We start from the raw sequence: 24,298 nt of genomic DNA, 5'->3' as shown, positions 1-24,298 counted from the left end.
CCGGTCCATGCGTCGATCCGGTGTCCGGGCGCGCGGCGGCCTCACGCTGCGCGCCCGGCGCAGCCTCAGCGCGTACGGTTTCATCGCCCCGTCCGTCATCATCCTCGGCGTCTTCCTCGCCTGGCCGATGGTCTGGTCGCTGCGCACCTCCTTCTACGACGCCTCCCAGTTCGCCCCGCCCACGTTCGTCGGGCTGAGCAACTACCGGAAACTGTTCGCGGACGCCACGTTCCGCGGCGACCTGGTCAACACGCTGGTGTACGCGGCGGTCGTCACCCCGATCGCGGTCGGGCTGGCGCTGGTGTTCGCGCTGATGCTGCACCGTCGCCTCCGCGGCCGGTCGTTCTTCCGCGCCGCGATCTTCCTGCCGGCCGTGCTGTCGTTCGGCGTCATGGGCATCGCGTGGGACTTCGTGCTCGACCCCAACATCGGCGTGCTGCCCCGCTGGCTCCAGCACGTCGGCCTGTCGCTCGGCAACGGCGTGAACGACCCGAGCTGGGCGATGGCGTACGTGATGTTCGTCGGGGTCTGGAAGAACGCCGGGTTCTACATGGTGATGTACCTGGCGGGCCTCAGCACGATCCCGAACGACTTCTACGAGGCCGCGGCGATCGACGGTGCCGGGCCGTGGGCGCGGTTCCGCCACATCACCTGGCCGCTGCTGTCCAACACGACGCTGTTCGTGTTCGTCATCGCGGCGATCGCCTCGCTCCAGGCGTTCGACCAGATCTTCGTGATGACGCACGGCGGCCCGTTCTTCAAGACCGAGACGCTGGTGTACCTCGTCTACCGCACGGGCTTCAAGGACTTCGAGTTCGGATACGCCTCGGCGGTCGCGTGGGTGCTCGTGCTCCTGGTCTTCGTGATCAGCCTCGTGCAGAACTTCTACTTCGGCCGGCGGCAGGTGAAGTACTGATGGCCCGTCGTATCGGCCTCTACGCCGGTCTCGTGGTGGCCGTGGCCGTGATCCTGCTGCCGGTCGTGTGGATGGTCTTCGCCTCCGTCAAGCCCGAGGCGGACATCACCGGCAACCCCGCACAACTGTTGCCCGAGCACTTCACCACGCAGAACTACCGGGAGGTGACCCGGCAGATCCCGTTCGCACGCCAGTTCCTCAACTCGGTCATCTTCGCGGGCGGCGTGACCGTGTGCTCGCTGGTGTTCAACTCGATGACCGCGTTCGCGCTGGCCCGGCTGGACTTCCCCGGCAAGCGCGCGCTGTTCGTCGCGGTCATCCTCTTCCTGATGATCCCGTATCAGGTGACGCTGATCCCGATCTACCAGATCGTGGCCAAGCTCGGTCTGATGAACACCTTCCCGGGCTTGATCATCCCTCGTGCCACGAACGCCTTCGGGATCTTCTTCCTGCGCCAGTTCTTCCTCGGCATCCCGCGCTCGCTCGATGAGGCGGCCCGTATCGACGGGGCCGGCGACTGGCGGATCTACGCCCGGATCATCCTTCCCCTGTCCAAACCGGCCCTGCTGACGATCGCCCTGTTCGACTTCATGTTCAACTGGAACGACCTGCTGTGGCCGCTGATCTTCACCACGAGCACGAAGATGGAGACCCTGCCCGCGGGGCTGGCCCTGTTCATGGGACAGCACGTGTCGCAGTACGGCGTGGTGATGGCCGGAGCGACGCTCACCACCGTGCCGATCGTGATCGCGTTCCTCTTCGTGCAGCGCAAGTTCATCCAAGGCATCGCCACGACGGGACTGAAATGAAGACCGCGACTCTCATCCTCGACCCCGCGTTCCGCGTCGGGCCGGTGCGGCCGCGCCTGTTCGGCTCGTTCGTCGAGCACATGGGGCGCTGCGTGTACACCGGCATCTACGAGCCCGGCCACCCGGCCGCCGACGCCGACGGCATGCGCGAGGACGTCCTTGCGCTCACCCGGGAGATGGGCGTCACCGTCGTCCGCTACCCGGGCGGCAACTTCGTCTCCGGCTACCGCTGGGAGGACGGCGTCGGGCCGGTCGAGGAACGCCCGGCCCGCCTGGACCTCGCGTGGCAGTCGCTGGAGACCAACGAGTTCGGGCTGCACGAGTTCATGACGTGGGCCGGCCGCGCGGGCGTCGAGCCGATGATGGCGGTCAACCTCGGCACCCGCGGCGTCCAGGAGGCCGTCGACCTGCTGGAGTACTGCAACCATCCCGGCGGCACCGCCCTGTCGGACCGCCGGGCGAAGAACGGCCGGGCCGAGCCGTACGGCATCGGCCTGTGGTGTCTCGGCAACGAGATGGACGGGCCGTGGCAGATCGGGCACAAGACCGCGACAGAGTACGGCCGGCTCGCCCAGGAGACCGGCAAGGCGATGAAGCTCGTCGACCCGTCGATCGAGCTGGTCGCCTGCGGCAGCTCGAACGGGCACATGCCGACGTTCGGGAGCTGGGAGGCGACGGTCCTCGAGCACTGCTACGACGAGGCCGACTACGTCTCCCTGCACGCCTACTACGGCCAGGACGGCGACCTGCCCAGCTTCCTCGCCTCGGCGGTGGACATGGACGCCTTCATCGAGGGCGTCATCGCCACCGCCGACCACGTACGGGCCAAGCTGCACAAGTCCAAGCGGATCCAGCTCTCCTTCGACGAGTGGAACGTCTGGTACACCGACTCCTTCGAGGGCGGCACCTGGGAGCGGGCGCCCCGGATGAGCGAGGACCTGTTCAACGTCGCCGACGCCGTCGTGGTCGGGAACCTGCTGATCTCGCTGCTCAAGCACGCCGACCGGGTCGGCGTCGCCTGCCAGGCGCAGCTCGCGAACCTCCTCGCGCCGATCCGCACCGAGCCGGGCGGCCCCTCCTGGCGGCAGACCATCTTCCATCCGTTCGCGCACGCGGCGGCGTACGCGAAGGGCGACGCGCTGCGGGTCGTGCTGGACGCGCCGCGGGTCGAGACCGCCAAGTACGGCGACGTGCCGCTGGTGGACGCGGTGGCGACCCACGACGACGACGGCGTCACGGTCTTCGCCGTCAACCGCGACGTGGAGGAGTCCGTCGGCCTCACCCTCGACCTGCGCGCCCTGCCGGGCGTGCGCGGCGCCGAGCGGATCGCCCTCTCCGACCCGGACACGGGCGCGGCCAACACCGCGGCCGAGCCCGGCCGGGTGACGCCCCGGCGCGGCGAGGTCCCGGTGCGGGCCGGGGAGCCGCTGCTCGTGGAGCTGCCGCCGGTGTCCTGGAACGTCATCCGGCTCACCGTCTGAGCCCACCTTCCGAAGGAAAACGATGCATCTCACCCTGGACGGCACCTGGGACCTCATCGTCGGCGACCCGGGGATCGCCGGGCTGGCCGACGCCCCGTCGCGGCCCGTCACCGTGCCCGGGCTCTGGGAGGCCGAGGTCGATCCGGCCCTCGATGGGGTGGTGTGGTACCGGCGCGCGTTCGACTGCCCGGACCCGTACGGGCGGTGGACGCTGCGGTTCGGCGCGGTCATGGACGTCGCCGAGGTGTACCTCAACGGCGTCGCCCTGGGCGGCCACGTCGGCGCGTTCACGCCGTTCGAGATCGATCCCGGCGGCGCGCTGGTCGCCGGGGAGAACGTCCTCGCCGTCCGCGTCACCGACCACGCCCTGGACGACCCGGAGCACCCGCGTACCGCGCACGGCAAGCAGGGCTGGGCCAACCACGCCTTCCCCAGCCCGCCCAGCCTCTACCTGACCTACGGCGGCATCTGGCAGCCGGTCACCCTGCGCCGCCACGGACCGGTCGCCATCGACGACGTGTTCGTGAACGGCGACCCGGCGGACCTGGCCGTCGCGGTCGAGCTGTCCAACCGGTCGGCGGACACCGTGACCGCACGCGTACGCGCCGGCGTGCCCGGCGACGTGCGGGAGGCGGAGGTCCTGCTGCCGCCGGGCGGGCACGGCCGCGCGGCCCTCGCCTTCGGTGCGTCGGGAGCGGCGCGCTGGTCGCCCGAGTCGCCGGTGCTGCACGAGGCGGAGGTCACGGTCGCCGTCGGCGAGGAGGTCAGCGACACGCGCACGACGCGGTTCGGACTGCGGACGATCGCCGTGGCGGGCGACCGGCTCCTGCTGAACGGCGCGCCGTACCGGATGCGCAGCGCGCTGGTCCAGGGCTTCTACGCCGGCACCCTGTACGCCGAGCCCGGCCGCGACGCGATCGTGGCCGAGGTCGCCGCGGCCAAGCGCCTCGGCCTGAACACGCTGCGGCTGCACATCAAGGCGTTCGACCCGGTCTACCTCGACGTGTGCGACGAGCTGGGCATGCTGGTGCACTGCGACATCCCGGTCGCCGAGCCGATCGCCCACGCCGAACTCGGCGCGGCCGGCGAGGTCGCCGACCGCTGCGCCGCGGCGGCCACCGAGCAGGTCCGCCGCGACCGGAACCACCCGAGCGTCGTGCTCTGGTCGGCGATGAACGAACTCGGCCTCGAACACGGGCCCTCACGCGCGAGCGAGGGATACGAGGGGTTCGCGCGGCGCATGTACGCGGCGGTCACGGCGGCCGACCCCACGCGGCCGGTGATCGAGAACGACTGGGTCGACCCCGACCCCGACCGGGTGTTCGCCAGCCCGATCCTGACCGCGCACTGGTACGGGCGGCTGTCGACGGCGTACCTGAGCGAGCTGGCGGCCAAGACCGCCCCGTGGGCGGCCTCGCCGCGCCCGTTCCTGATGAGCGAGTTCGGCGACTGGGGGCTGCCGTCGCTGGAGCCGCGCGAGAACGCGCCGTTCTGGTGGTACGGCGACGCGCTCGGGGCGGCGATCGAGCGGACGCCCTGGCCGCGTACGGTCGCGGCGTTCGTCGAGGGCACCCAGCGGTACCAGGGGCTCGCCGACCGGCTGCAGATCGAGTTGTTCCGCCGCCAGGACGGCATCGCGGGCTGGTGCGTCACCGAGCTGACCGACGTGCCGCACGAGTTCAACGGCCTGTGGAGCCTGGAGCGGGAGGCCAAGCCCGCCGCCCTCGCCGAGCTCACCCTGGCCTGCGCGGACGTGCTTCCGATCGTCGCACGGACCTCCTGGACGGTGGCCACGGGTGAGGCGGTGGAGCTGCCGGTGTCCGTGGCCAACGACGGGCCGGCGCTGACCGGGGTGACGATCGAGGCCGGCCTGCGCGGCCGCACGGTCCGGTACGGGCCGGTGGACCTGCCCGCCCACACCGCGTCGGAGGTGGCGACGGTCCGTGTGCCGGCGCCGGAGGTGACCGGGACGCACGAGCTGACCGTGCGGCTGACCGGGGACGGCGTCACCGCGGTCAACCGCTATCCGCTGCACGTGGTGTCGGCCGAACCCGCGCGGGTGGCGGTCCGGCTCGCCGGTGACGCCGACGGCCTGGCCGGTGCGGAGATCGTCACGGACGGCGCGGCACCGCTCGTCGTCGCGGAGGGCGCGTTGGACGCCGGCAGCGGCGCCCTGGTCGCGGAGTCCCTGTCGGCCGGGCGGCCGGTTCTCGTGCTGGCCCAGGACGCGGACCGGGCGCGGCACCTGCCCGTCCCCGCCGAGCTGACCGAGGTGGCCACCGCCTGGGGATCGACGCCGTTCCTGTTCACGACCGGAGAACTGGCCGTACCGGCGCTTCCGCCGGCCACCGTCCTGTCCACCGAGCCGATGACGATCGTGCCGGACGCGGTGTGGACCCGGCTCGGCGACGGTCCCTTCCCCGAACACCTGATCGCCGGGATGTGGAAACCGTTCCCGGACGAGATCGCCGGCGCGGTCGTCGGGGAGACGCATGTCGGGCCGGGCCGGCTGCTCGTCTGCCAGTTTCCGCTGCTCGCGGCCGTGCGGGAGGGCGACCCGATGGCCAGGGCGGTGCTCGCGGACCTGCTGCGCCATCTCGTCGAGCCCGTACACGGGCTGCGGGCCGAACACGACCGGCTCGCCGACGGCCGTGCCATCACCTACTACGCGACGAAGGAGGTCTCATGACGGAGCGGAGATACGACCCGACCCGTGGCGAGTGGGTCACCTTCGCCACCCATCGGCAGAACCGCACGTTCCTCCCGCCCGCCGACCAGTGCCCGCTGTGCCCGACCGCGCCCGGCGGGCCACCGACCGAGATCCCGGCCGCCTCGTACGACCTGGTCACCTTCGACAACCGGTTCCCGTCGTTCACCGCCGACCCGCCGGAGCCGTCGGTGGCCGGTGACGCGCTGACCCCGGTCGCGCCCGCCCTGGGCCGGGCGGAGGTCGTGGTGTTCACCGGCGACCACGACGCCACGCTGGCCGAGCTGCCGGTCGCCCGGCTGCGCGCCCTCGTGGACGTCTGGGCCGACCGGACGACCGTGCTCGGCCGGCGCCCCGAGATCGGTTACGTCTTCCCGTTCGAGAACAAGGGCGAGGAGATCGGTGTCACCCTCAACCATCCGCACGGCCAGATCTACGGCTACCCGGACATCCCGCCGATCCCGGCGCAGGAGATCGCCGCCGCCCGGCGGTACCGGGCCGAGCACGGCTCGTGCGTGTGGTGCGACCTGGTGATACGCGAGGAGACGAGCGAACGGCTCGTCGTCTGTGGTGACGCGTTCGCGGCGTACGTGCCGTTCTGGGCGCGGTTCCCGTACCAGGTGTACATCAGCGCCCGCCGCCACGCGCCGGCCCTGCCCTCGCTTACCGCGCCGGAACGCGACGACCTGGCACACGTGCTCAAGCGGGTGCTGGTCGCCTACGACGGCCTGTTCGGCTTCTCCATGCCGTACGTCATGGCGGTGCACCAGGAGCCCGCGACCGGCGGCCACGGCGACCTCACTCACCTCCACCTGGAGTTGTCACCGCCATACCGGACCGCGACGAAGCGCAAGTACCTGGCCGGCAGCGAACTCGCCGCAGGCGCCTACGTCACCGACCTGCCACCAGAACGCACCGCCGCGGCATTGCGCGAAGCCCGCGAGGGCGCCGACCGGACCGAAACCGCCGCCTAACGCGCCCTGTGAGGGTGCCCCTCACCGTGCCAGGCCCGGGTGAGGGTGCCGCTCACCGTGCCAGGCCCGGGTGAGGGTGCCGCTCACCATGCCAGGCCCGGGTGAGGGTGCCGCTCGCAGGAACCGTCGCACTCTGGTGCGGTGGGCGCGCGGGAATTATGGGGTCATGTCTACGCATGACTTTCATTTCGTCGTTGAGCGGGTGTTCGGGATAGCCGGGCGTGGGACCGTTGCCGTGGGGACGCTCGTCTCCGGCCAGGTCACCAGTGGCGACACCGTCTGCCTGCACACCGACGCGGGGATCGTGCGGGTGGACGACGTCTGGGTCGAGCTCACCGGCGCCGGCACCGACCGGCTCGCACTGCTGTTCCGGGGCTTGACGAAGGAGGACCTGCTGCCCGGCACGATCGTGCGATCGTGCCGGGACTGAGGCGGTGACCGCCGCTCAGACCTGCTGCGCCGCGAGATCGGCCAGGTCCTCTTCGGTCAGGGTGAGACCGGAGGCGGCGATGTTCTCCTCCAGATGCGCGGGTGAGCCGGTCCCGGGGATGGCGAGCATCACCGGGGAGAGCGCGAGCAGCCAGGCCAGCGCGACCTGGGCCGCGGTGGCGTCGTGTCGGGCGGCGACCTTCGCCAGGCGTTCGGCGTCCAGGGGACGGTCGCCTCCGCCGAGCGGGAAGTACGGCACGTACGCCACGCCCAGTTCCTCGCACTGGTGGAGCAGCTCGAGGTCGTCGGCGTGGTGCACGTGGAAGTGGTTCTGCACCGCCGCGACCGGGGCGATGGACCGCGCCTCCGCGAGCTGCTCGGCGCCCACGTTGCTGATCCCCAGATGCCGGATCAGGCCCTCCTCCCGCAGCTCGGCGAGTACGGCGAACCGCTCGCCGAGCGACTCCTCCGGATCCCGCGACATGCCGCCGATCCGCAGGTACACCAGGTCGAACCGGTCCAGGCCCAGCGCGCGCAGGTCCTCCTCGACCAGCTCGCGGAGCCGTTCCGGCCCGGCCTGGCCGGACGGCAGGCCGTCGGGACCGCGCAGCGGCCCGACCTTGGTGGCGACCACGAGGTCGTCGGCGTACGGGGACAGCGCCCGGCGGATCAGGTCGTTGGCCTCGATGCCGTCCCACGCGTAGAAGCCGGCCGTGTCGATGTGGTTCACGCCCAGCTCGACCGCGCGGCGCAGCACGGCGATACCGGTCTCCGGGTCGCGCGGCGGGCCGCCGAACGTGCCGAGAGGAAGGCGCATGGCGCCGAAGCCCATCCGGCGCACCGGCCGGTCGCCGCCCAGGGTGAACTCGCCGCTCGCGGCGGCCGTGATGTTCGTCGTCATGTGATTCACCCTGCTGCGGAATCCGGACGGAGGCCATTCGCTGACAGCAAACTGCCATTGCCCCGCGCTCCCGGCCGCCGTCAGACTGGGGCCATGCCGAACGACCAGGTCATCACCGTCCGCGGCGAGGAGGACCTCGCCACGCGTGCCGGGCATCTGTTCACCGGGGTGAACAAGGAGTTCCTGTGCGCCGCGACGGACATGGACACCTGGTCTCGGCCCTCGACGCGGGCCGCCATCGTCACCCGGATGCGGCCGGCCGTCCAGGATCGCGACCTCACCGTGCGCAAGCTCTACACCTCGGCCGCGCTGGCCGACGCCGAACAGCGCGAGCAACTGCTCCAGGTCGCGGCCGTCGGCGCCCAGGTGCGCATCTGCGAGTCCGGCCTCCCGCACGAGACCATCATCATCGACCGCCGGGTGATGATCCTGGCCGGCCCGCGGACGCACGGCGACCGGGAGTTCACCGTGACGACGTCACCCGGGCTGATCGACCCGGTGCACGGGCTGTTCGACGCCACCTGGGAGGCGGCCGTGCCCCTGGCCGACCGGCTGGAGCTGCCGATGATCGGCCCGGACGGCCAGGCGATCCTGCGAACCCTCGGCGCAGGCCTGACCGACGAGGTCGCCGCCCGGCGCATGGGCATCTCGCTACGCACCTACCGCCGCCGGGTGGCCGAACTGTTGCGCGCCCTGGACTCGGACTCCCGCTTCCAGGCCGGCCTCCGCGCGGGCGAGCTGGGTCTGAGCCCGTGAACCCGGTGTGGATCCCGGCCTCCGGGCCGGTCTTCCTGGAGTGGGCCCTCCGGCCTAGGCCAGGCCGAGCTTGACCCGGACCCATCCAGCCAGCCTTTGGATGGCGTCGTCGGACTCGGGCGAGTATCCGGCGGCCATCTGGAAGGTGTGCAGTTGCCCGGGGAAGACCTCTGCCTGGACGTCTACACCGGCCTTACGGGCGTTCTCCTCGAACTGGAGGCTCTCACCGAGCAGCGTCTCGTCGCCGCCCACCTGAATGTAGGTCGGAGGGAGGCTGCTCAGGTCGGCGTACAGCGGGCTGGCCAGCGGATCTTTCGGGTCGGTATCCGCCAGGTAGAGGGACGCCAACGCCGCCACGACCTCTTTGGAGAAGAACGCCTCCGTCTCGCGTGACACCGCCGCCGCCGTGCACGCTGAAGATCACCCGATCCTCGGCGGCTCCCTTCGGGACCGCCCACAGCGCGGGAAGGCCGGCCACCTCGATCTCCAGATAGTCCACGCCACCAGGCTCGCCCGTCAGAGCCGGCCAGTACTTCTCGACCCTTTCCCACTCTCCGCAGGAGTCTGATCCGGATTCGCCCTGGCCGCCTCCGTACCGCTGCGCCAGTAGTCCCTGACAGCTTCTGACTGCTTGCTCGCCATCGTGGTCTTCTCCTCCACGTACTCAGGTCCACTGAGCTTCCTCGGGATCCGCCGGAGCGGGACAACTGTGGTAGGCCTCGATCAGCCACCGGCCGTCATTCCTGGAGAGTGCCCACGTCGCCAACTCCCACCGCTCGGCCGGAGCCTCGGCCTCGCCCGGAAACGTCGTGACGCTCCTAGTGACCACGACCGCCGCGTCCTCACCGAGAAACCGGACGCTCTGCACCGCATGGATGCGCTTCGAGTCCTTCAGCGGCCCGGCGAACGCCGTCCCCATGTCGGCCCGGACCTCGGCCTGGTTCCGCAGGTAGAACCCGGGCAGGATCACCGTCGCGTCCTCCGTGTACCACTGGGTGAACGCGTTCGCGTCGCCGTCCGCCCACGCCCTGGATGTTCCGTCGAACACCGCGACCACGGCACGCTCCGCAGCTTCAACCAATGAGACGTCGGCAGTCGTGACCGCTGCCGCCTGTCCTTGAAGACCCGAATTCATCTCGTCCCTCCGGCAAGAATCGCTGGGCCGCCATCCGGCGGCCCCAATGAACCGACGCGGCACGCATGCCGGTTTGGACGGTTTCCTGACGTGCGAGTCGTGCGCCGGCCGCGGGCCTCAGCCGACTCTCAGCGTCTCCAGTCGTCGCTCGAGTTCGGCGCGCTCCACGGCGTTCGTGGAGAGCACGATCGCCCGCTCGTAGGCGCGTACCGCGCCCGTCGGGTCACCGGTGCGACTCAGCAGTTCGGCGTGCGTGGCATGCAACGGCTGGTAGCGAGCGAGCGCCGCATCGCTCAGCAACGGCTCGAGCAGGTCCAGGCCGGCTCTCGCCCCGAAGGCGAACCCGACCGCGGCCGCGTGATTGAGCGCGACCACCGGTGAGGAGTCGAGCCGGGTGAGCGCTCCGTACAGCTCCGCGAGCCGCCCCCAGTTCTCGGGCGCCTGGATGTGCGAGGCGGCGATCGCCGCCTGGAGCTGGTACCGACCGGGGCGCTCCAATCGCACCGCACGTTGGAGCGCGCGGAGTCCTTCGTGGATTCGGTCCCAGTCCCACCTGGACCGGTCCTGGTGCTGCAGCGCGGCGTAGCGCCCGTGCCCGTCGACGCGGGCGGCGCGACGGGCGTCGTTGAGAAGCATCAACGCCAGGAGTCCCCGGGCTTCGGCGTCGTCGGGCATCAACTCGCATACGAGGCGGCCGAGGCGGATGGCCTCGTCGCACAGCTCCGCCCGTACGAGGCGATCTCCCTCGCCGGCGGAGTAGCCTTCGTTGAAGATCAGGTACACGACGCTGAGCACGCCGCGTAGGCGGTCGGGGAGTTCCCGGCTTGCGGGCACTCGGTAGGGAATGTGGGCATCAGCGATCTTGCGCTTGGCGCGGACGATGCGTTTGCCCATCGTCGGTTCCGCGACCAGGAACGCACGTGCGATCTCACCGGTGGTCAGGCCGCCGAGCGTGCGCAGCGTCAGCGCGACGCGGGCCGGCATGTCCAGCGCCGGATGGCAGCAGGTGAAGATCAATCGCAGCCGGTCGTCGGAGATCGCGCTCTCTTCACCCATTCCCGGGGGCTCCTGTTGGTTCAGGCGAAGCAGCGCGGCCAGTCGCTCGGCGCGATCGGAGATCGACTGGTCGCGGCGTAGCCGATCGATCGCGCGGCGCCGGGCCGTGACCGTGATCCACGCTCCCGGGTTGTTCGGGATACCGTCGCGCCGCCAGGTCGCGAGCGCGGCCTCGAACGCGTCCTGCACGGCGTCCTCGGCGACCTGGAAGTCGCCGACGTATCTGATCAGCGTCGCCAGAACGGCCGCTCGCTCGTCGCGGAACACGTGTACGGCCGCGGCGGCGGCCTGGTCAACCATCGTCGTTCTCCGCCCGGCTCCGGCCGTTCACATCCACCGGGCCGGCATCTGGTCCGGGGGCCGGAATCTCACTCGTGTTCATGATCGGCCGGACTTCGACCGAGCCATGGCGCGCCGTGGGCAGCCGCGCCGCATGGTGCAATGCCTCGTCGAGGTCGGCGCAGTTCAGCACGTAGTAGCCGGCGAGGACCTCCTTGGTGATCGCAAAGGGTCCGTCAGTGAGCTCCGTCTCGCCACCGCGCACTCGAACGGTGGTCGCGCTCGTCACCGGATGCAACGGGTTGTTCGCGATGAGCAGCCCGGCCTTCCGGAGGCTCTCCGTCACCTCCGACCACAACGACATGTCCGCCCACCGGTCCTCCGGCTTCTCAGTCTCAGGGGCATACAGCAACAGCATGTATTCCGGCATCGGCTCTCCTCGGTCATCGCCGCCGTAACGGTGTCTTCAGTAGTACGACGCAGCACGACGCGGGATTCGGACACGTTGGCCGAACTCGCTCATGGTCGCAGTAGTCGCCGTACCCGTGCGGTTCCTCGAGTGAGGTGGTCGCGTTCGGGCGCGCGGGGGTCCTGTTCTTCGAGTGGCACCAGGCGGCCTGCCGGGCCGTTGCGTGGTGGAGCAGCATGAGTGCGAGCAGTCCCGCGGCTTCGGATCGCGTGGCTGATCGGCCGGTCAGGTTTCCAGCGCCCGGATCAAAGATTCCTGCACGGCGTCCCCGCCCGATGCGAAGCCGGCCCCGCGCCGGACGAGGACACCGATCACCGCGGGCACGAGTTCCCGCGGCAGCGGCTCGTTCATTCGGTGAGAAGCGGCCGGACCTCGAGCCACTCGAACGTGGGCTGTCCGGTCACGACGGTGTCGCGGAGCGCCGGATGAGTGGCCTCGGTCGGCCACGTGCCGACCAGCCGCTGCCAACGCTGAGGCTCCGAGTGCCGGCTCTGCGGCCGCATCGCGTTCTCCGTCCGCGTGTGCGAGGCGGCCGGCGATGAGACCTGACAGCCGCCGAGGGGCACGTGTCGGCTACTCGGCCAGAGTGTCGAGGATCTGCCGGCCGTACTTTGCCAGCTTGCTCTCGCCGACGCCGTTGACCGTGCTCAGCTCCTCCAGGGAGGACGGGCGTACGGTGGCGATCTCGCGGAGGGTTTTGTCGTGGAACACGACGTACGGCGGGACGCCCTGTTCTTTCGCGCTGGCCGCGCGCCAGGTGCGGAGTTTCTCGAAGAGGGCCGCGGCCTCCTCCGGCAGCTCGGCGGGGGCGGTGGTGGACTTCGCGGCCTTGGCGAGTTTCGCCTTCGCGGCGCGTTCGGGCTCGCGGCGCATCGGGACCTCGCGTTCGCGGCGTAGCACCGAGGCGCTCGCCTCGGTGAGCGCCAGCGTGCCGTGGTTCGCCTCGACGGCCAGCAGGCCGCGGGCCAGCAGTTGCCGGACGACGCCGCGCCATTCGTTCGCCGACAGGTCGGCGCCGACGCCGAACACGGTCAGCGCGTCGTGGTCGAACTGGATCACCTTGGGCGTCTTCTTGCCCATGAGGATGTCGATGACGTGGCCCGCTCCGAACCGCTGCCGTCGCTCACGATCGAGCCGGTACACCGCCGACAGCACCTTCTGGGCGGCGATCGTGCCGTCCCAGGACTCGGGCGGCGTCAGGCACGTGTCGCAGTTGCCGCACGGCTTGCCCTCCTGGCCGAAGTAGGCGAGCAGCTGGACCCGCCGGCACTCCACCGTCTCGCACAGGGCCAGCATGGAGTCCAGGTGACGACTCTGCCTGCGGCGGTGCGCGTCGTCCCCGTCGGATTGGTCGATCAGCTTGCGGAGCTGGACGACGTCCTGCAGGCCGTACGCGAGCCAGGCCGTCGACGGTAGCCCGTCACGCCCGGCGCGACCGGTCTCCTGGTAGTAGCCCTCGACGGACTTGGGCAGGTCGAGGTGGGCGACGAAACGCACGTCCGGCTTGTCGATGCCCATGCCGAACGCGATCGTCGCCACGATCACGACGCCGTCCTCGCGCAGGAACCGTGCCTGGTTGGCCGCGCGGGTGCCGGCGTCGAGGCCCGCGTGGTAGGGGAGCGCGGTGATGCCGTTCGCCATCAGGAACTCGGCGATCTTCTCTACGGAGCTGCGCGACAGGCAGTAGACGATGCCCGCGTCGCCGGCGTGCTCGGTGCGCAGCAGCTCCAGGAGCTGGCGCCTCGGGTCGTTCTTCGGCGTGATGCGGTATTGGATGTTGGGCCGGTCGAAGCTCGCCACGAAGTGACGGGCGTCTTCCAGCCGCAGGCGGGTGGCGATCTCCTGGTGGGTGGCCGGGGTGGCGGTCGCGGTGAGAGCGATCCGCGGCACGTCGGGCCAGCGCTCGTGCAGGGCGGACAGCGCGAGGTAGTCGGGCCGGAAGTCGTGGCCCCACTGGGACACGCAGTGCGCCTCGTCGATCGCGAACAGCGCGATGTCGCCGCCGTCGAGCATCTTCTGCGTCGACTCCAGCCGCAGCCGCTCCGGCGCGAGGTAGAGCAGGTCGAGCTCTCCGGCGCGGAACGTCGCCTCCACCACGCGCTGCTGGTCGTAGTCGAGCGAGGAGTTGAGGAAGTCGGCCCGCACGCCGAGGGCGCGCAGCGCGTCGACCTGGTCCTGCATGAGCGCGATGAGCGGGGAGATGACCACGCCGGTGCCGCGCCGTACGAGGGCGGGGATCTGGTAGCACAGGGACTTGCCGCCGCCCGTCGGCATCAGCACGAGGGCGTCGCCCCCGGCCACGAGGTGCTCGATGATCTCGCGCTGCCCCTCGCGGAACTCGTCGTAGCCGAAGACCCGTCGCAGCACCTGCGAGGCGTCGCTGTCGTGAAGATCGAGAGCCGGGGCGGTCATGCGGCCACTTTAGAAGGCGCCCGGGTCGCCCGTGGGTCGAAGGGGCGGGTTGTGGATAACTCCGCGCCCCCGGTGATGCCCTCGGCCGTGTCCCGGTGAGGTCCTCCCATCGGCGTACGGAGCGGGCGGCCACGGGCCGGGCCGACGGGTGGGAGACAACCGTAGGGATCCGTACGACAATGGCCCCGCACGTACCACGCGCGGGCGCGGACCGCGCGGCAGAGGCTCGCCGCACCGCCGATACGGTTGGGGCCGGAGTGGCGGAATGCCTCGACCGCGTGGAGGAGTTCGCGGGTGAACCAGACGCAGATGGTCGACCAGTTGGTGGAACAGGTGGCCAAGGTACGGAACCGCGCACGGCCATGGCGGTCGATCTTCGCGCTGCTCCTGGCCGCGCTCGCCATGATCGGGTCGATCCTCGCCCGGCAGCACTCGCGAGACGTGCACGGCAGCCTTCCCCTCGAACTGGCCGCGGCGGGCTGCGCCGCGGCGTTCTTCGTGTTCGGGTTCGGCGCCACGCTGGGGCTCTCCGGGCGGGCGCGCGACATCCTGCTGCCGCGCATCGGCACCACGCACGCGACGATGGTGCGGCTGCTGATCGTGCTCATCTGCGGGCTCGCCACCCTCGTGCTCACCCTGCAACTGCTCAGCCTGCCCGTCGGGCAGCTCGTGCTCGGCGGCGCCCTGACCGGTGTGCTCGTCGGCATCGCGGCCCAGCAGACGCTCGCGAACCTGTTCGCCGGCATCGTCCTGCTGCTGTCCAAGCCGTTCATGGTCGGCGACGACGTGCACCTGTGGTCCGGGCCGCTCGGCGGGGAGTTCGACGGCACCGTCCTGGAGATCGGCCTGACGTACGTGCGGATCGAGGCGTCGAACGGGGAGTTCCGGCTGCCCAACGCCCAGGTGCTGTCCGCCGCCGTGGGCCCGCGCGCCACGGCGTCGCCGACCGCCACCGCGACGGCCACCGGCGTGGTGGCGACGGCGCAGGCGCTGCCGGCCGAGGCCGACCCGGCTCAGACCGGCTCCACACCCCAGACCGTGCACGTCGCGGCCCGGACGAACGACGGCGACGCCCCCGAGGAGCCCGGTCCGCGTTGAGGCACTCTGAGTGCCGGCGGCGAGGGAGCCGAGGACTCGGCGACGCACCCTCCGCCGAGTGCGAGCACGCCGAGACGCGGACCACGTCGCCGCGCACGGCGAGGACCGCTGCGGCGTGCGCGTTCGTCGAATGGACCAGGGGGCAGTAAAGTCGGAGGGCGCGAGCCGGGGGCTCGCGACGGGTCAAGCAGCGGCCTGGGATTTCTTCGATCCCGGAGGCCGACGATGTCCGCCCGCGTTCCCGACCTGACGGTCGAACGCTTCACCCGCACCGAGCGCCGTCTTCCCGTCGGCGTACGCCCCGGGCGGCCGCTCGACCACGCCCTGCGGATCGCGTCCACGCGGTCATGAGCGACCCGGCCACCGCCCCGCCGACGCGCGGGGAGTTCGTCACGACCGATCCGGAGTCGGCCCGGGAGTATCTGGCCGACGCGTACGGGACGGGCCTGCGCATGGCCCCCACCGCCGTACGCCCCCGGTTCCGGTTCGTCCGGATCGACGCCGGGCCGTTCACGGTCGACGAGCTCCGCATGCCCGCCGACCTCGACTTCGACGCGGACGCCGTGGGCAAGCTGATCGTCACCCGGATCGACGCCGGTGCGATCGAGCGTCGCTCCGCGGGCTCGCGCGAGCGGTTCGCCGCCGGTGAGATCTACGTCAACATCCGCCCCGACCTGCCGTACTCGCTCCGGACACTCGGCCTGGAGGCGCAGACGGTGACGCTCGACCTGTCCCTTCTCCGGAGTGTCGCCGGTGCGCCGGACGGTGAGGCGCCGGGGCCTCTCCGCTTCGACGACTTCCGGCCGGCCACGCCCGCGGCCGCCGAGAACTGGAAGCGCACGGCGGCGTACGTCACCGAACGCCTGCTCACCAACGCCGAGGCCGCCGCGCAGCCGCTCATCGTCGGCAACGCCGCCCGGCTCCTGGCCGCCTCGGCCCTGACCGCCTTCCCGAACACGATCGTGCCCGCCCCCGAGCCGCGCGACCGGGGCGACGGCGCACCCGCGATGCTGCGCCGCGCCATCGCGTTCATCGACGCGAACGCCCACCGCGACATCGGTGTCGCAGACATCGCCGAGGCGGCCCGCGTCACGCCCCGTGCGCTGCAGTACGCCTTCCGGCGCCACCGCGGCACCACGCCGACCGCCTATCTGCGGCGGGTACGCCTGGCCCGCGCGCACGAGGACCTCCGGCGCGCGGACCCCACGCGCGGCGACACGGTCACCGCCATCGCCGCCCGCTGGGGCTTCCTCCACTTCGGGCGCTTCGCCGCCGAGTACCGGCGGGCGTACGGCCAGACGCCCCGGACGACGCTGCACAGCTGATCAGGCCGCGACGTGGGCCGCCGACTCCCGCAGCGAGGCCAGGATCGCGGGCACGTCGTGGTGGAGCAGCCGGCCGTCGCGCTTGACCACGCGGCCCGCCACCAGGACGGTGTCGACGCAACCGGTGTCGGCGGACAGGACCAGCGCGCCGACCGGGTCGTGCGCCGGCGCCGTCGCGAGGGCGTCGGCGCGGACGAGCACCAGGTCGGCCTGCTTGCCCGCGCGCAGCGACCCGGTCACCTCGCCCAGGCCCGCCACCTCGGCCCCTTCGATGGTGGCCATCCGCAGGACGTCGCGGGTGGTGACGTCCGAACCGCGGGCGCGTTCGAGCGTGTACGCCGCCCGCATCAGGCCGAACATGTCACCCGGCCCGCTCGTCACCGTGTCCGCGCTCAGGCCGGTCGGCACGCCGGCGGCGCGGGCCCGGCCCGTCGCCGGGTAGCCGATCCCGAGTTCGACCTCGACCAGCGGTGACACCGACGCCGTACCGCCGCTGTCGGCGATCCGTCGCAGTTCGTCGTCGGTGTAGTGGTTCGGGTGGACGTAGGTGATCCCCGGGCCGAAGAGGCCGTTCTCGCGCAGGAACGCCAGGCCGCGCTCGGCGCTCTCCCGGCCGTGGCCGCCCATGTGCACGGTCACCGGCAGCCCGAGGTCGCGGGCGAGCCGCCACTCGTGCGCGGCCACCGCCTCGCCGGCGATCTCCGGGCCGAGGGCCGCGATCGCCATGGTCAGCAGCGGGTCGGCGCCGGCGTACGCGCGGTGGACGCGGCGGCCCTCCGCCGCCAGCCCCTCCGGACCGTCCGGTCCTCCGTAGCAGTAGCCGAAGACGGCCCGGATGCCGGAGGCGCGCAGCGCCGCGACCGTCGCCTCCGTGTGCGCGGGGCCGAACTGGACGTGCGACCAGTCGAGCAGGGTCGTGATCCCCGCGTTCAGGCATTCGAGCGCGCCGGCCAGGTTGCCCGCGTACACGTCTTCGGGCCGGTGACGCGGCGCGAGCCCGCGGAGGACGCGCTCCAGGTAGCCGGAGAAGGAGATGTCCGGCGCGATGGCGCGGATCGTCGCCTGCCAGGTGTGCCGGTGGGTGTCCACGAACCCCGGCAGGACGATGCGCCCGGTCGCGTCGATGACCTCCGTGCCCGGCGGCGAGGCCAGGCCGGTGCCGACGGCGGAGATCAGGCCGTCTTCGACGAGCACGTCCGTGTGGCCGGTGACGGAGGGGAGCGGGTCGGTGTCGAGCACGGCGGAGGCGCCGCGCAGCAGGATGTTCATGGCAGTACATTAATGAAAAGCTTTTTAGAAAGCTATATTGAAAAACAGTATCGTGGTCCCGTGCGAGACGACGGCATCCGCGACGAGGTCGACGCCCTCGTGCCGGGATGGGCGGCCGAGCTGCCACCCCGGCTCGTCGCGGCCCTGGAGCTGGGCAAGCGCCTGTCCCGCGTCGGCGGCCTGTTCGAGCAGGCCGTGCGTGCCGAACTGGGCGAGCTGGGGCTGACCTACGCCGAGTTCGACGTGCTCGCCGCGCTCAACCGCGTCGGCCCGCCGTACCGCCTCAAACCGAGCGAGCTGTCCCGGTCGCTGTTCCTGACCTCGGGCGGGATCAGCAACGTCCTGCAGCGCCTGGAGGCGGGCGGCCACGTCGAGCGCGGGGCGAGCCCGGGCGACGGCCGCAGCCGCTGGGTCGGTCTGACCGACGAGGGCCGCGAGCTCGTCGCGAAGGCGCTCGGCGCCTCGGGCCGCGCCCACCTGGAGGTCCTCACCGGCGTGCCGGACGAGGCCGTACGGGGCGCGGCCGACGCCCTGCGCGAGGTGCTCGCGATCGTCGGCCGGCGGCCCGTCCGCTGAGAGGCCGCCCGGGACCGGCGCGCGGGCCGGTGCGACGCCGCCGCCTCGCCGAAGCGGATCCTGAGAGTTCCCTCCGGGCGTGAACCCGCGGAGCGCGACGGCCGTTGTTCCCAGTGGAAGGCCGCCGGCGGATCGGAGGACGTCGTGCGCCAGATGGTGGTCACGGAAGCGCTGAACGCACTCTCGCGGGCGCACCGCGAGGTCCTGACCGAGACGGTCATGCGGAGGCGTACGGTCGACGAGGCCGCGGATGCCTTAGGCATCCCGGTGAGCACAGTGAAGAGCCGGATCTACTACGCGCTCCGGGCACTGCACATCCTGCTCGAAGAGCGCGAGATGGCGACCTGAGCGTCGAGCGCACCGCCGCCGGAGGCGCGGCACGCCGGTGATCGGTCCGGCGACCGCCCGTGTGGCGGTCGCGCCGTGTCGTCCGGTGGCCGGATCCGGTGAATACGGCGCTCTTCCCGGCGGTTCGCCGCGATCATCGAGGGATGAAGAGCGCTGGGCACGCCGACCGTGAGCGTCCGGACCCACCACGCTGGATCGTGTGCGCCTTCCTGTTCGCCATGGTCTTCACGCTCTACGTGGCCCTGAGCGCCACCGGTGTCGCCGGGCCGTACCACCCGTGGTCGGCCAGATCACTGGTCACGGAGGCTGCGGCCGCGTTGGTCATGGCCGTCCTCGGGGCGTACGTCGGCCCGCGCATGGCCGCCATCGACGAGCGGGCCGCGCTCGGGATCGTCCGGATGGAGGACTGGCGGGTGCTGGACCGCGCGGCACGCCGGGGTGAGGCGCCCGCCGACGTCACACTCGACGGGCCGCTGCTGGCGATGGTCCGGCGTCGCCGCCGGAGCCTGCGCCGGGCCTGGGTCCCCCTCGTGGTGGTGCTGCTGATCGTCGCCGGTCTGCTGCTGCATCCGGATGCGTCCGCCGTCGTGACCGAGTGTCTGTTCGCCGTTCTGATCGGGAGCGTCCTGGTGCACAACCGCGCCCTCGCCCGCAGGCTCGACCGGCTGGAGCTGATCCTGAACGAGCGGGGGCCGGATGACGCCGGCGTCGGGCATTGATCAGGAAGCGTCGCGGGCGAGGAGGGCCCGGCCGAGCGCGTACGCGCCGGCCAGGTCGTTGCCGCGGTAACTGACGGCGGCCAGCTCGGCGAGGTGATGATCGGCGTTCACCGCGACCGTCTTGGTCAGGTGGCGGAACAGCGGAGCATCCGACATCGAGTCGCCGTAGGCCACGCAGCGTGAGCGGCCGAGGCCGTACCGCTCGCACATCTCCTCCACGATGCGGGCCTTGTCGCCCGGGGTGAGGATCTTCGCCGGGTCGAGCGGTTCCAGGAAGGGGAGCGCCGGGAACCGCGAGGCCGCCACCTCGTCGAAGCCCAGGTCGAGAAGGTGTCGCGCGAAGAAGTCGGGCGACATGGTGATCACCACGCACCGCTCACCGCGCTCCCGGATGTCCGCGCAGACCTCGCGGATACCGGTCAGCCAGGGACTGGCGGCGAACACCTCGGCGACGGCCGACGGCGTCAGCTCTCGCCACAGCTCGTGGATGGCGGCCGCGAAACCTCGGGTGTCGATCTCGCCGGCCGCGAACCGCGCCTCCAGCTCGACCAGCTCCTCCGTGGATCCGAGGTGCCGGGCGATCTGCAGGCTGGCCGTCGTTCCCTCGAGCAGCGTGCCGTCCATGTCGAAGACGTGCAGAGTCACCACGGCAGGTAAGTGTGGGCGATCGGCGGCTCGGACACCAGTGGATAAACGCCCGGGGGGCGTGCACAGAATAGTTTGCACAACTCCTTGTGCACAGAATATTGTGCAAGCATGCCCGAACCGCAGGAGATCAACGACCTCGAGGCGCTGAAGGCGCTCGCGCATCCCCGGCGGCAGAAGATGCTCGAGCACCTCGCCCTGCACGGCCCGGCCACGTCGGCGTCGCTGGCCCGTGCGCTGGGGCTCAACACCGGGGCCACGAGCTACCACCTGCGCGAGCTGGCCAGGCACGGCTTCGTCGAGGAGCTCGCGGACAAGGCCCATGGGCGGGAGCGCTGGTGGCGCGCCGTGCCGGGCGACCGCCGGTTCCCGCCGCGCAGCCGCCAGAGCCCGCAGGTGCGTGCCGCGCTCGACCAGATGAACCGCATGACGTTCGACGCCGACGTCGAGGCGTTCTCGCGCTTCCTCTCCCGGCGCGAGTCGCTCGGCGAATGGGCGGACGCCGCGCCGTACTCCCGCTCGCTCCTGCACCTCACGCTCGACGAGGTCCGCGAGTTCTTCGAGGAGTACATCCGGCTCGTCAACCGCTTCAAGCGCGACGCCGGAGACATCCCGGAGGACGCCCGGCCCGTCTACGCCCGCTTCCTCGCCTTCCCCGCGATCGACCCCGACCCCGACCCCGACGACGAGTGAGCCGGTTCCCGCCGCTCACCGAACACACTCCCGAAAGGAAGGCGCCCATGCCGCGCCGAGACAGATCCGCGACGCCGGACGCCGCCGCGGTCCAGATGACGTCGGTCCGCAAGGTGTACGGAAAGGGCGCCGGCGCCGTCACCGCTCTCGACGGCGTGACGATCACCATCCCCCGAGGCACGTTCACCGCGGTCATGGGCCCGTCGGGCTCCGGAAAGTCGACCTTCCTCCACTGCGCCGCGGGCCTGGACACCCCCACCTCCGGCACGGTGCTGCTGGGCGGCACCGACCTGTCCGGCATGAGCGAGGTACGGCTCACCGAGCTGCGCCGCAGCCGCGTCGGCTTCGTCTTCCAGGCCTTCAACCTCGTTCCCTCGCTCGACGTCCTGCGCAACATCGAGCTGCCGCTGCGGCTCTCCGGCACGCGGACCGACCGGGCGTGGCTGGAGGAGATCATCGCTCGTGTGGGCCTGACCGGCCGCACCCGCCATCGCCCCGCGCAGCTGTCCGGCGGGCAGCAGCAGCGGGTCGCGCTCGCCCGTGCGCTCGTCACCCGGCCCGAGGTGATCTTCGGCGACGAGCCGACCGGCGCGCTGGACACCGCCACCGGGCGCGACGTCCTCACGCTGCTCCGCGAGGCCGTCGACGCTCTCGGGCAGACCGTCGTGGTCGTCACCCACGACCCCGTCGCCGCCGGGTACGCGGACCGCGTCCTGTTCCTGGCCGACGGGCGGATCGCCGGCACGCTGGACGCGCCCTCGGCCGACCTCGTCGCCGAGCACATGGCCGGATTGGGAGGGCGGGTCTGATGCTGTCCCTCGCCTGGCACACGCTGCGCAGCCGCAAGGGCGCCTTCGCCGGGGCGTTCGTCGCCCTCATGTGCGCGGCCGCGCTCATCACCGCCTGCGGGGTGCTGCTGGAGACCGGCCTGCGCGGCCGCATCGCCCCCGAACGCTACGCCGGCGCGCCGATCGTGGTCGGCGCCGACCAGCAGGTCCACTGGACCAAGCACAAGAAGCACAAGGTCAAGACCAAGTCCAAGCCGCTCACCGAACGCGCGTGGCTGTCCGCGGACGTCGCGGACCGGATCGCACGGGTGCCGGGCGTGACCAAGGTGGTCCCGGAGGTGACCTTCCCGGCCCAGACCGCGCACGGCACGGCCCAGGGCCACGCCTGGGAGTCCGCGGCGCTCACGCCGTTCACGCTCGCCGCGGGCCGGGCACCGCGCACCGCCGGTGAGGTCGTGGCCGACGCACGCGCCGGTGTACGGCCGGGGGACACGATCGGCGTCCTGGCCACCGAGGCCCCGGGGACCTACCGCGTCGTCGGGGTCACCGCCCAGGCGGCGCCCCGGCAGGAGAACCTGTTCTTCACCGGGCAGGAGGCCCGGAGGCTGGCCGGGCGGCCGGGCCAGGTCTCGGCGATCGGCGTGTTCCCCGCCTCCGCGGTCTCCGCCGTACGCGCGGCCCTGCGCGGCACCCCGGCCGTGGTCCACACCGGGGAGTCTCGCGGGGCGCTGGAGTTCGCCGACGCGTCGAAGGCGCGCGTGACGCTGGTCAGCATGGGCGGCGCGCTCGGCGGCACGTCGCTGCTGGTGGCGATCCTCGTCGTGGTCGGCACGTTCACGCTGACGATCGAGCAGCGGCGGCGTGAGCTGGCGCTGCTGCGGGCGATCGCCGCCACGCCCCGGCAGGTGCGCAAGATGATCGGCCGGGAGGCTCTGCTGGTCGGGACCGGCGCGGGTCTGGCCGGCGCGGCCGGCGGCCTGTTCGTGGCCCGGTGGCTGCGGTCGCTGTTCGTCGGGCACGGCGTGATGCCACCGAACCTCGGGCTGGTGCTCAGCCCGTTCCCGATGGCCGCCGGCCTGGTCGCCACCGTGCTCGCGGCCTGGGCCGCCGCGCGGCTGTCCGCCCGCGGCACCGTACGGATCCGGCCCGCCGAGGCACTGGCCGAGGCGGCGGTCGAACGCCGCCGGCCTCCGGTGGCGCGCACCCTGGCCGGCCTGGCCGTCCTCGCCGGGCACGTCACGCTGCTGGTCGTGCTCCGCGCGCTCGACGTCGAGGCCGCCGCGACCCCGGTGACCTTCCTCGCGGTCGTGCTCGGCGCGTTCGCGGTCGCGCTGCTCGGCCCGGTGCTCGCCCGCGCCGCGACGGCCCTGCTGGCCGTACCGCTCCGGCTGTCGCGGGTCAGCGGTCACCTGGCCGCCGCCAACGGCCGGGCCGGCACGCGCCGGCTCGCCTCGGTCATCACGCCGCTCACCCTCGCGGTCGGCATGACCTGCACGATCCTGTTCGCCCCCGCCACCGTCGCCGACGCGGCCACCCGGCAGGCGAGCGCGGGGGTCAGGGCCGGGCACGTCCTCGCGGGCCGGGTCCCCGGCGCCGGGGAGCTGAGCAGGCTGCCCGGCGTACGCGCGGTCACCGCGATGGTGCCCACCTCGATCCGCGTCGGTCAGGGCAAGTACGCGGCACAGGGCGTCACGCCGGCCGGACTGACCGAGACGATCGACCCGGGAGTGCGCGCCGGCTCGCTCGACGGACTGGCCCGGGGCGGCGTGGCGGTCAGCGCGAACGCGGCGGGGCACATGCACGCCCGGCTCGGCACCGAGCTGAACGTCACGCTCGGCGACGGCACACCGCTGCGCGCGCGGGTGGCCGCGGTCTACGATCGCGGGCTGGGCTTCGGCGACGTGCTCCTCCCGTACGACGTCGTCGCGGCGCACGTCGACGACCCGCTGCCACGGCAGGTGCTCGTCGCGGGAGGCTCGGCGGACGCGCTGCGGCGGGCGGTCGCGCGCTACCCCGGGGTGCGGATCGCGCCGGCCGCCCAGGCGGCCGGACAGCGGCCCGGCACCGAGGTCAACCTGGTGATCATGGGCCTGATCATCGCCTTCACCGCCATCGCGGTCGTCAACACGCTGGCGATGGCCACCGCCGAACGGTCCCGGGAGTTCGCGCTGCTCCGCATGGTCGGCACGACCAAGCGGCAGATCCACCGCATGCTCCACCTGGAGACGCTGAGCGCGACCCTCACCGGCGTCGTGCTGGGCACCGCCATCGCGCTCGCCACGCTGTCGGCGTACGGCGCGGGGATGACCGGATCGGCGCGGCCGGCGTTCCCGCCGCCGGCCTACCTGGGAGTCGTCGCGGCCCTGGCGGTGCTGGCCCTGCTCGCCACGGCGATACCCGGCCGGCTCGCCCTGACCGTCCACCCACCGGAGGCGCTGGGCGCGCGGGAGACCTGACCGGCGGGACGGCCCGGTGGTGCGGCGGCGGGGCGTGGTGAGAGGCTGGAACCGAAC

At 72.0% G+C, this 24,298-nt stretch carries 26 protein-coding genes; 16 read left to right on the top strand and 10 right to left on the bottom strand.

Going from position 1 to position 24,298, the window contains the following annotated elements; all coding sequences use genetic code 11:
* The first annotated feature begins 7 nt into the window (after positions 1 to 7).
* The 6 genes from OG417_RS41680 (at position 8) to OG417_RS41655 (ending at position 7,317) form a co-directional block, all read left to right on the top strand.
* The gene (locus OG417_RS41680; protein WP_329241150.1) at positions 8 to 916 is read left to right on the top strand and encodes a carbohydrate ABC transporter permease; all 909 of its coding nucleotides are present in this window, start codon (positions 8 to 10) and stop codon (positions 914 to 916) included.
* Complete coding sequence (locus OG417_RS41675) at positions 916 to 1,725, top strand: carbohydrate ABC transporter permease (protein WP_329241147.1); 810 nt, start codon at positions 916 to 918, stop codon at positions 1,723 to 1,725. The genes OG417_RS41680 and OG417_RS41675 overlap by 1 nt, the downstream gene beginning before the upstream one ends.
* The gene (gene arfA / locus OG417_RS41670) at positions 1,722 to 3,206 is read left to right on the top strand and encodes an arabinosylfuranosidase ArfA (RefSeq protein WP_329241145.1); all 1,485 of its coding nucleotides are present in this window, start codon (positions 1,722 to 1,724) and stop codon (positions 3,204 to 3,206) included. Before OG417_RS41675 ends, arfA begins: the two co-directional genes overlap by 4 nt.
* Before the next feature lie 22 nt (positions 3,207 to 3,228).
* A complete protein-coding gene (locus OG417_RS41665) occupies positions 3,229 to 5,895 on the top strand; it encodes a glycoside hydrolase family 2 protein (protein ID WP_329241141.1) in 2,667 nt (888 codons plus the stop codon).
* Entirely contained in the window at positions 5,892 to 6,887 is a 996-nt protein-coding gene (gene galT, locus OG417_RS41660; RefSeq protein ID WP_329241138.1) for a galactose-1-phosphate uridylyltransferase, read from the top strand. Before OG417_RS41665 ends, galT begins: the two co-directional genes overlap by 4 nt.
* Positions 6,888 to 7,053: 166 nt before the next feature.
* Positions 7,054 to 7,317 (top strand): hypothetical protein, encoded by a 264-nt coding sequence (locus OG417_RS41655; protein ID WP_329241135.1) that lies wholly within the window; start codon positions 7,054 to 7,056, stop codon positions 7,315 to 7,317.
* Positions 7,318 to 7,332: 15 nt separating this feature from the next.
* Here OG417_RS41655 and OG417_RS41650 read toward each other — a convergent pair whose 3' ends face one another.
* Positions 7,333 to 8,217, bottom strand: coding sequence for an oxidoreductase (locus OG417_RS41650; RefSeq protein ID WP_329241132.1), 885 nt, complete (start codon positions 8,215 to 8,217; stop codon positions 7,333 to 7,335).
* Positions 8,218 to 8,310: 93 nt separating this feature from the next.
* Here OG417_RS41650 and OG417_RS41645 point away from each other — a divergent pair, with 93 nt between their 5' ends.
* Positions 8,311 to 8,973, top strand: coding sequence for a DNA-binding response regulator (locus OG417_RS41645; RefSeq protein WP_329241130.1), 663 nt, complete (start codon positions 8,311 to 8,313; stop codon positions 8,971 to 8,973).
* A 54-nt stretch (positions 8,974 to 9,027) separates the two neighbouring features.
* Here the strand turns inward: OG417_RS41645 and OG417_RS41640 are convergent, their stop codons facing one another.
* The 7 genes from OG417_RS41640 to recQ all read right to left on the bottom strand — a co-directional run bounded on the left by OG417_RS41640 (position 9,028) and on the right by recQ (position 14,324).
* A complete protein-coding gene (locus OG417_RS41640) occupies positions 9,028 to 9,369 on the bottom strand; it encodes an alpha/beta hydrolase (RefSeq protein WP_329241127.1) in 342 nt (113 codons plus the stop codon).
* Between the two features lie 268 nt (positions 9,370 to 9,637).
* On the bottom strand, positions 9,638 to 10,030 hold the full coding sequence (locus tag OG417_RS41635; protein ID WP_329241124.1) for an SgcJ/EcaC family oxidoreductase: 393 nt from the start codon (positions 10,028 to 10,030) through the stop codon (positions 9,638 to 9,640).
* Between the two features lie 195 nt (positions 10,031 to 10,225).
* Entirely contained in the window at positions 10,226 to 11,464 is a 1,239-nt protein-coding gene (locus OG417_RS41630; RefSeq protein WP_329241121.1) for an RNA polymerase sigma factor, read from the bottom strand.
* Positions 11,457 to 11,873, bottom strand: a complete 417-nt coding sequence (locus OG417_RS41625) for a YciI family protein (RefSeq protein WP_329241118.1) — start codon at positions 11,871 to 11,873, stop codon at positions 11,457 to 11,459. The genes OG417_RS41630 and OG417_RS41625 overlap by 8 nt, the downstream gene beginning before the upstream one ends.
* 264 nt (positions 11,874 to 12,137) lie before the next feature.
* On the bottom strand, positions 12,138 to 12,263 hold the full coding sequence (locus OG417_RS41620; protein ID WP_329241115.1) for a hypothetical protein: 126 nt from the start codon (positions 12,261 to 12,263) through the stop codon (positions 12,138 to 12,140).
* The gene (locus tag OG417_RS41615) at positions 12,260 to 12,415 is read right to left on the bottom strand and encodes a hypothetical protein (RefSeq protein ID WP_329241112.1); all 156 of its coding nucleotides are present in this window, start codon (positions 12,413 to 12,415) and stop codon (positions 12,260 to 12,262) included. Before OG417_RS41615 ends, OG417_RS41620 begins: the two co-directional genes overlap by 4 nt.
* A 70-nt stretch (positions 12,416 to 12,485) precedes the next feature.
* Complete coding sequence (recQ, locus tag OG417_RS41610; protein WP_329241109.1) at positions 12,486 to 14,324, bottom strand: DNA helicase RecQ; 1,839 nt, start codon at positions 14,322 to 14,324, stop codon at positions 12,486 to 12,488.
* Positions 14,325 to 14,618: 294 nt separating this feature from the next.
* Here recQ and OG417_RS41605 point away from each other — a divergent pair, with 294 nt between their 5' ends.
* The 3 genes from OG417_RS41605 (at position 14,619) to OG417_RS41595 (ending at position 16,747) form a co-directional block, all read left to right on the top strand.
* The gene (locus tag OG417_RS41605; RefSeq protein ID WP_329241107.1) at positions 14,619 to 15,422 is read left to right on the top strand and encodes a mechanosensitive ion channel domain-containing protein; all 804 of its coding nucleotides are present in this window, start codon (positions 14,619 to 14,621) and stop codon (positions 15,420 to 15,422) included.
* A 225-nt stretch (positions 15,423 to 15,647) separates the two neighbouring features.
* Positions 15,648 to 15,773, top strand: a complete 126-nt coding sequence (locus OG417_RS41600; RefSeq protein ID WP_329241104.1) for a hypothetical protein — start codon at positions 15,648 to 15,650, stop codon at positions 15,771 to 15,773.
* Positions 15,770 to 16,747: a helix-turn-helix transcriptional regulator gene (locus OG417_RS41595; protein ID WP_329241101.1), complete on the top strand. Its 978-nt coding sequence runs from the start codon at positions 15,770 to 15,772 to the stop codon at positions 16,745 to 16,747. Before OG417_RS41600 ends, OG417_RS41595 begins: the two co-directional genes overlap by 4 nt.
* Here OG417_RS41595 and OG417_RS41590 read toward each other — a convergent pair whose 3' ends face one another.
* Positions 16,748 to 18,016 carry an amidohydrolase family protein gene (locus OG417_RS41590; RefSeq protein ID WP_329241098.1) on the bottom strand — a complete coding sequence of 423 codons (1,269 nt, stop codon included), beginning with the start codon at positions 18,014 to 18,016 and terminating at the stop codon, positions 16,748 to 16,750. It lies immediately after the preceding gene.
* Between the two features lie 60 nt (positions 18,017 to 18,076).
* Here OG417_RS41590 and OG417_RS41585 point away from each other — a divergent pair, with 60 nt between their 5' ends.
* From OG417_RS41585 to OG417_RS41575, 3 genes are all read left to right on the top strand, one after another.
* A complete protein-coding gene (locus tag OG417_RS41585; protein ID WP_329241095.1) occupies positions 18,077 to 18,592 on the top strand; it encodes a MarR family winged helix-turn-helix transcriptional regulator in 516 nt (171 codons plus the stop codon).
* Between the two features lie 153 nt (positions 18,593 to 18,745).
* Positions 18,746 to 18,940 (top strand): sigma factor-like helix-turn-helix DNA-binding protein, encoded by a 195-nt coding sequence (locus OG417_RS41580; protein WP_329241092.1) that lies wholly within the window; start codon positions 18,746 to 18,748, stop codon positions 18,938 to 18,940.
* Positions 18,941 to 19,083: 143 nt separating this feature from the next.
* Positions 19,084 to 19,659: a hypothetical protein gene (locus tag OG417_RS41575; RefSeq protein ID WP_329241089.1), complete on the top strand. Its 576-nt coding sequence runs from the start codon at positions 19,084 to 19,086 to the stop codon at positions 19,657 to 19,659.
* Here the strand turns inward: OG417_RS41575 and OG417_RS41570 are convergent, their stop codons facing one another.
* Positions 19,660 to 20,307: an HAD family hydrolase gene (locus OG417_RS41570; protein ID WP_329241087.1), complete on the bottom strand. Its 648-nt coding sequence runs from the start codon at positions 20,305 to 20,307 to the stop codon at positions 19,660 to 19,662.
* A gap of 108 nt (positions 20,308 to 20,415) precedes the next feature.
* On the opposite strand from OG417_RS41570, the gene OG417_RS41565 reads away from it, so the two are divergent.
* Genes OG417_RS41565 through OG417_RS41555 form a run of 3 tightly spaced genes read left to right on the top strand, consistent with a single transcriptional unit; the run spans position 20,416 to position 24,241 of the window.
* A complete protein-coding gene (locus OG417_RS41565; protein ID WP_329241084.1) occupies positions 20,416 to 20,997 on the top strand; it encodes an ArsR/SmtB family transcription factor in 582 nt (193 codons plus the stop codon).
* Positions 20,998 to 21,044: 47 nt separating this feature from the next.
* Positions 21,045 to 21,806 (top strand): ABC transporter ATP-binding protein, encoded by a 762-nt coding sequence (locus OG417_RS41560; RefSeq protein WP_329241081.1) that lies wholly within the window; start codon positions 21,045 to 21,047, stop codon positions 21,804 to 21,806.
* Positions 21,806 to 24,241, top strand: a complete 2,436-nt coding sequence (locus OG417_RS41555) for an ABC transporter permease (protein WP_329241078.1) — start codon at positions 21,806 to 21,808, stop codon at positions 24,239 to 24,241. The genes OG417_RS41560 and OG417_RS41555 overlap by 1 nt, the downstream gene beginning before the upstream one ends.
* The last annotated feature ends 57 nt before the right edge of the window (positions 24,242 to 24,298 follow it).

The organism is Actinoallomurus sp. NBC_01490, assembly GCF_036227085.1.
Taxonomy (GTDB): Bacteria; Actinomycetota; Actinomycetes; order Streptosporangiales; family Streptosporangiaceae; genus Actinoallomurus; species Actinoallomurus oryzae.
The sequence above is the reverse complement of the archived record's forward strand: the minus strand, read 5'-3'. Positions and strand labels throughout refer to the sequence as shown.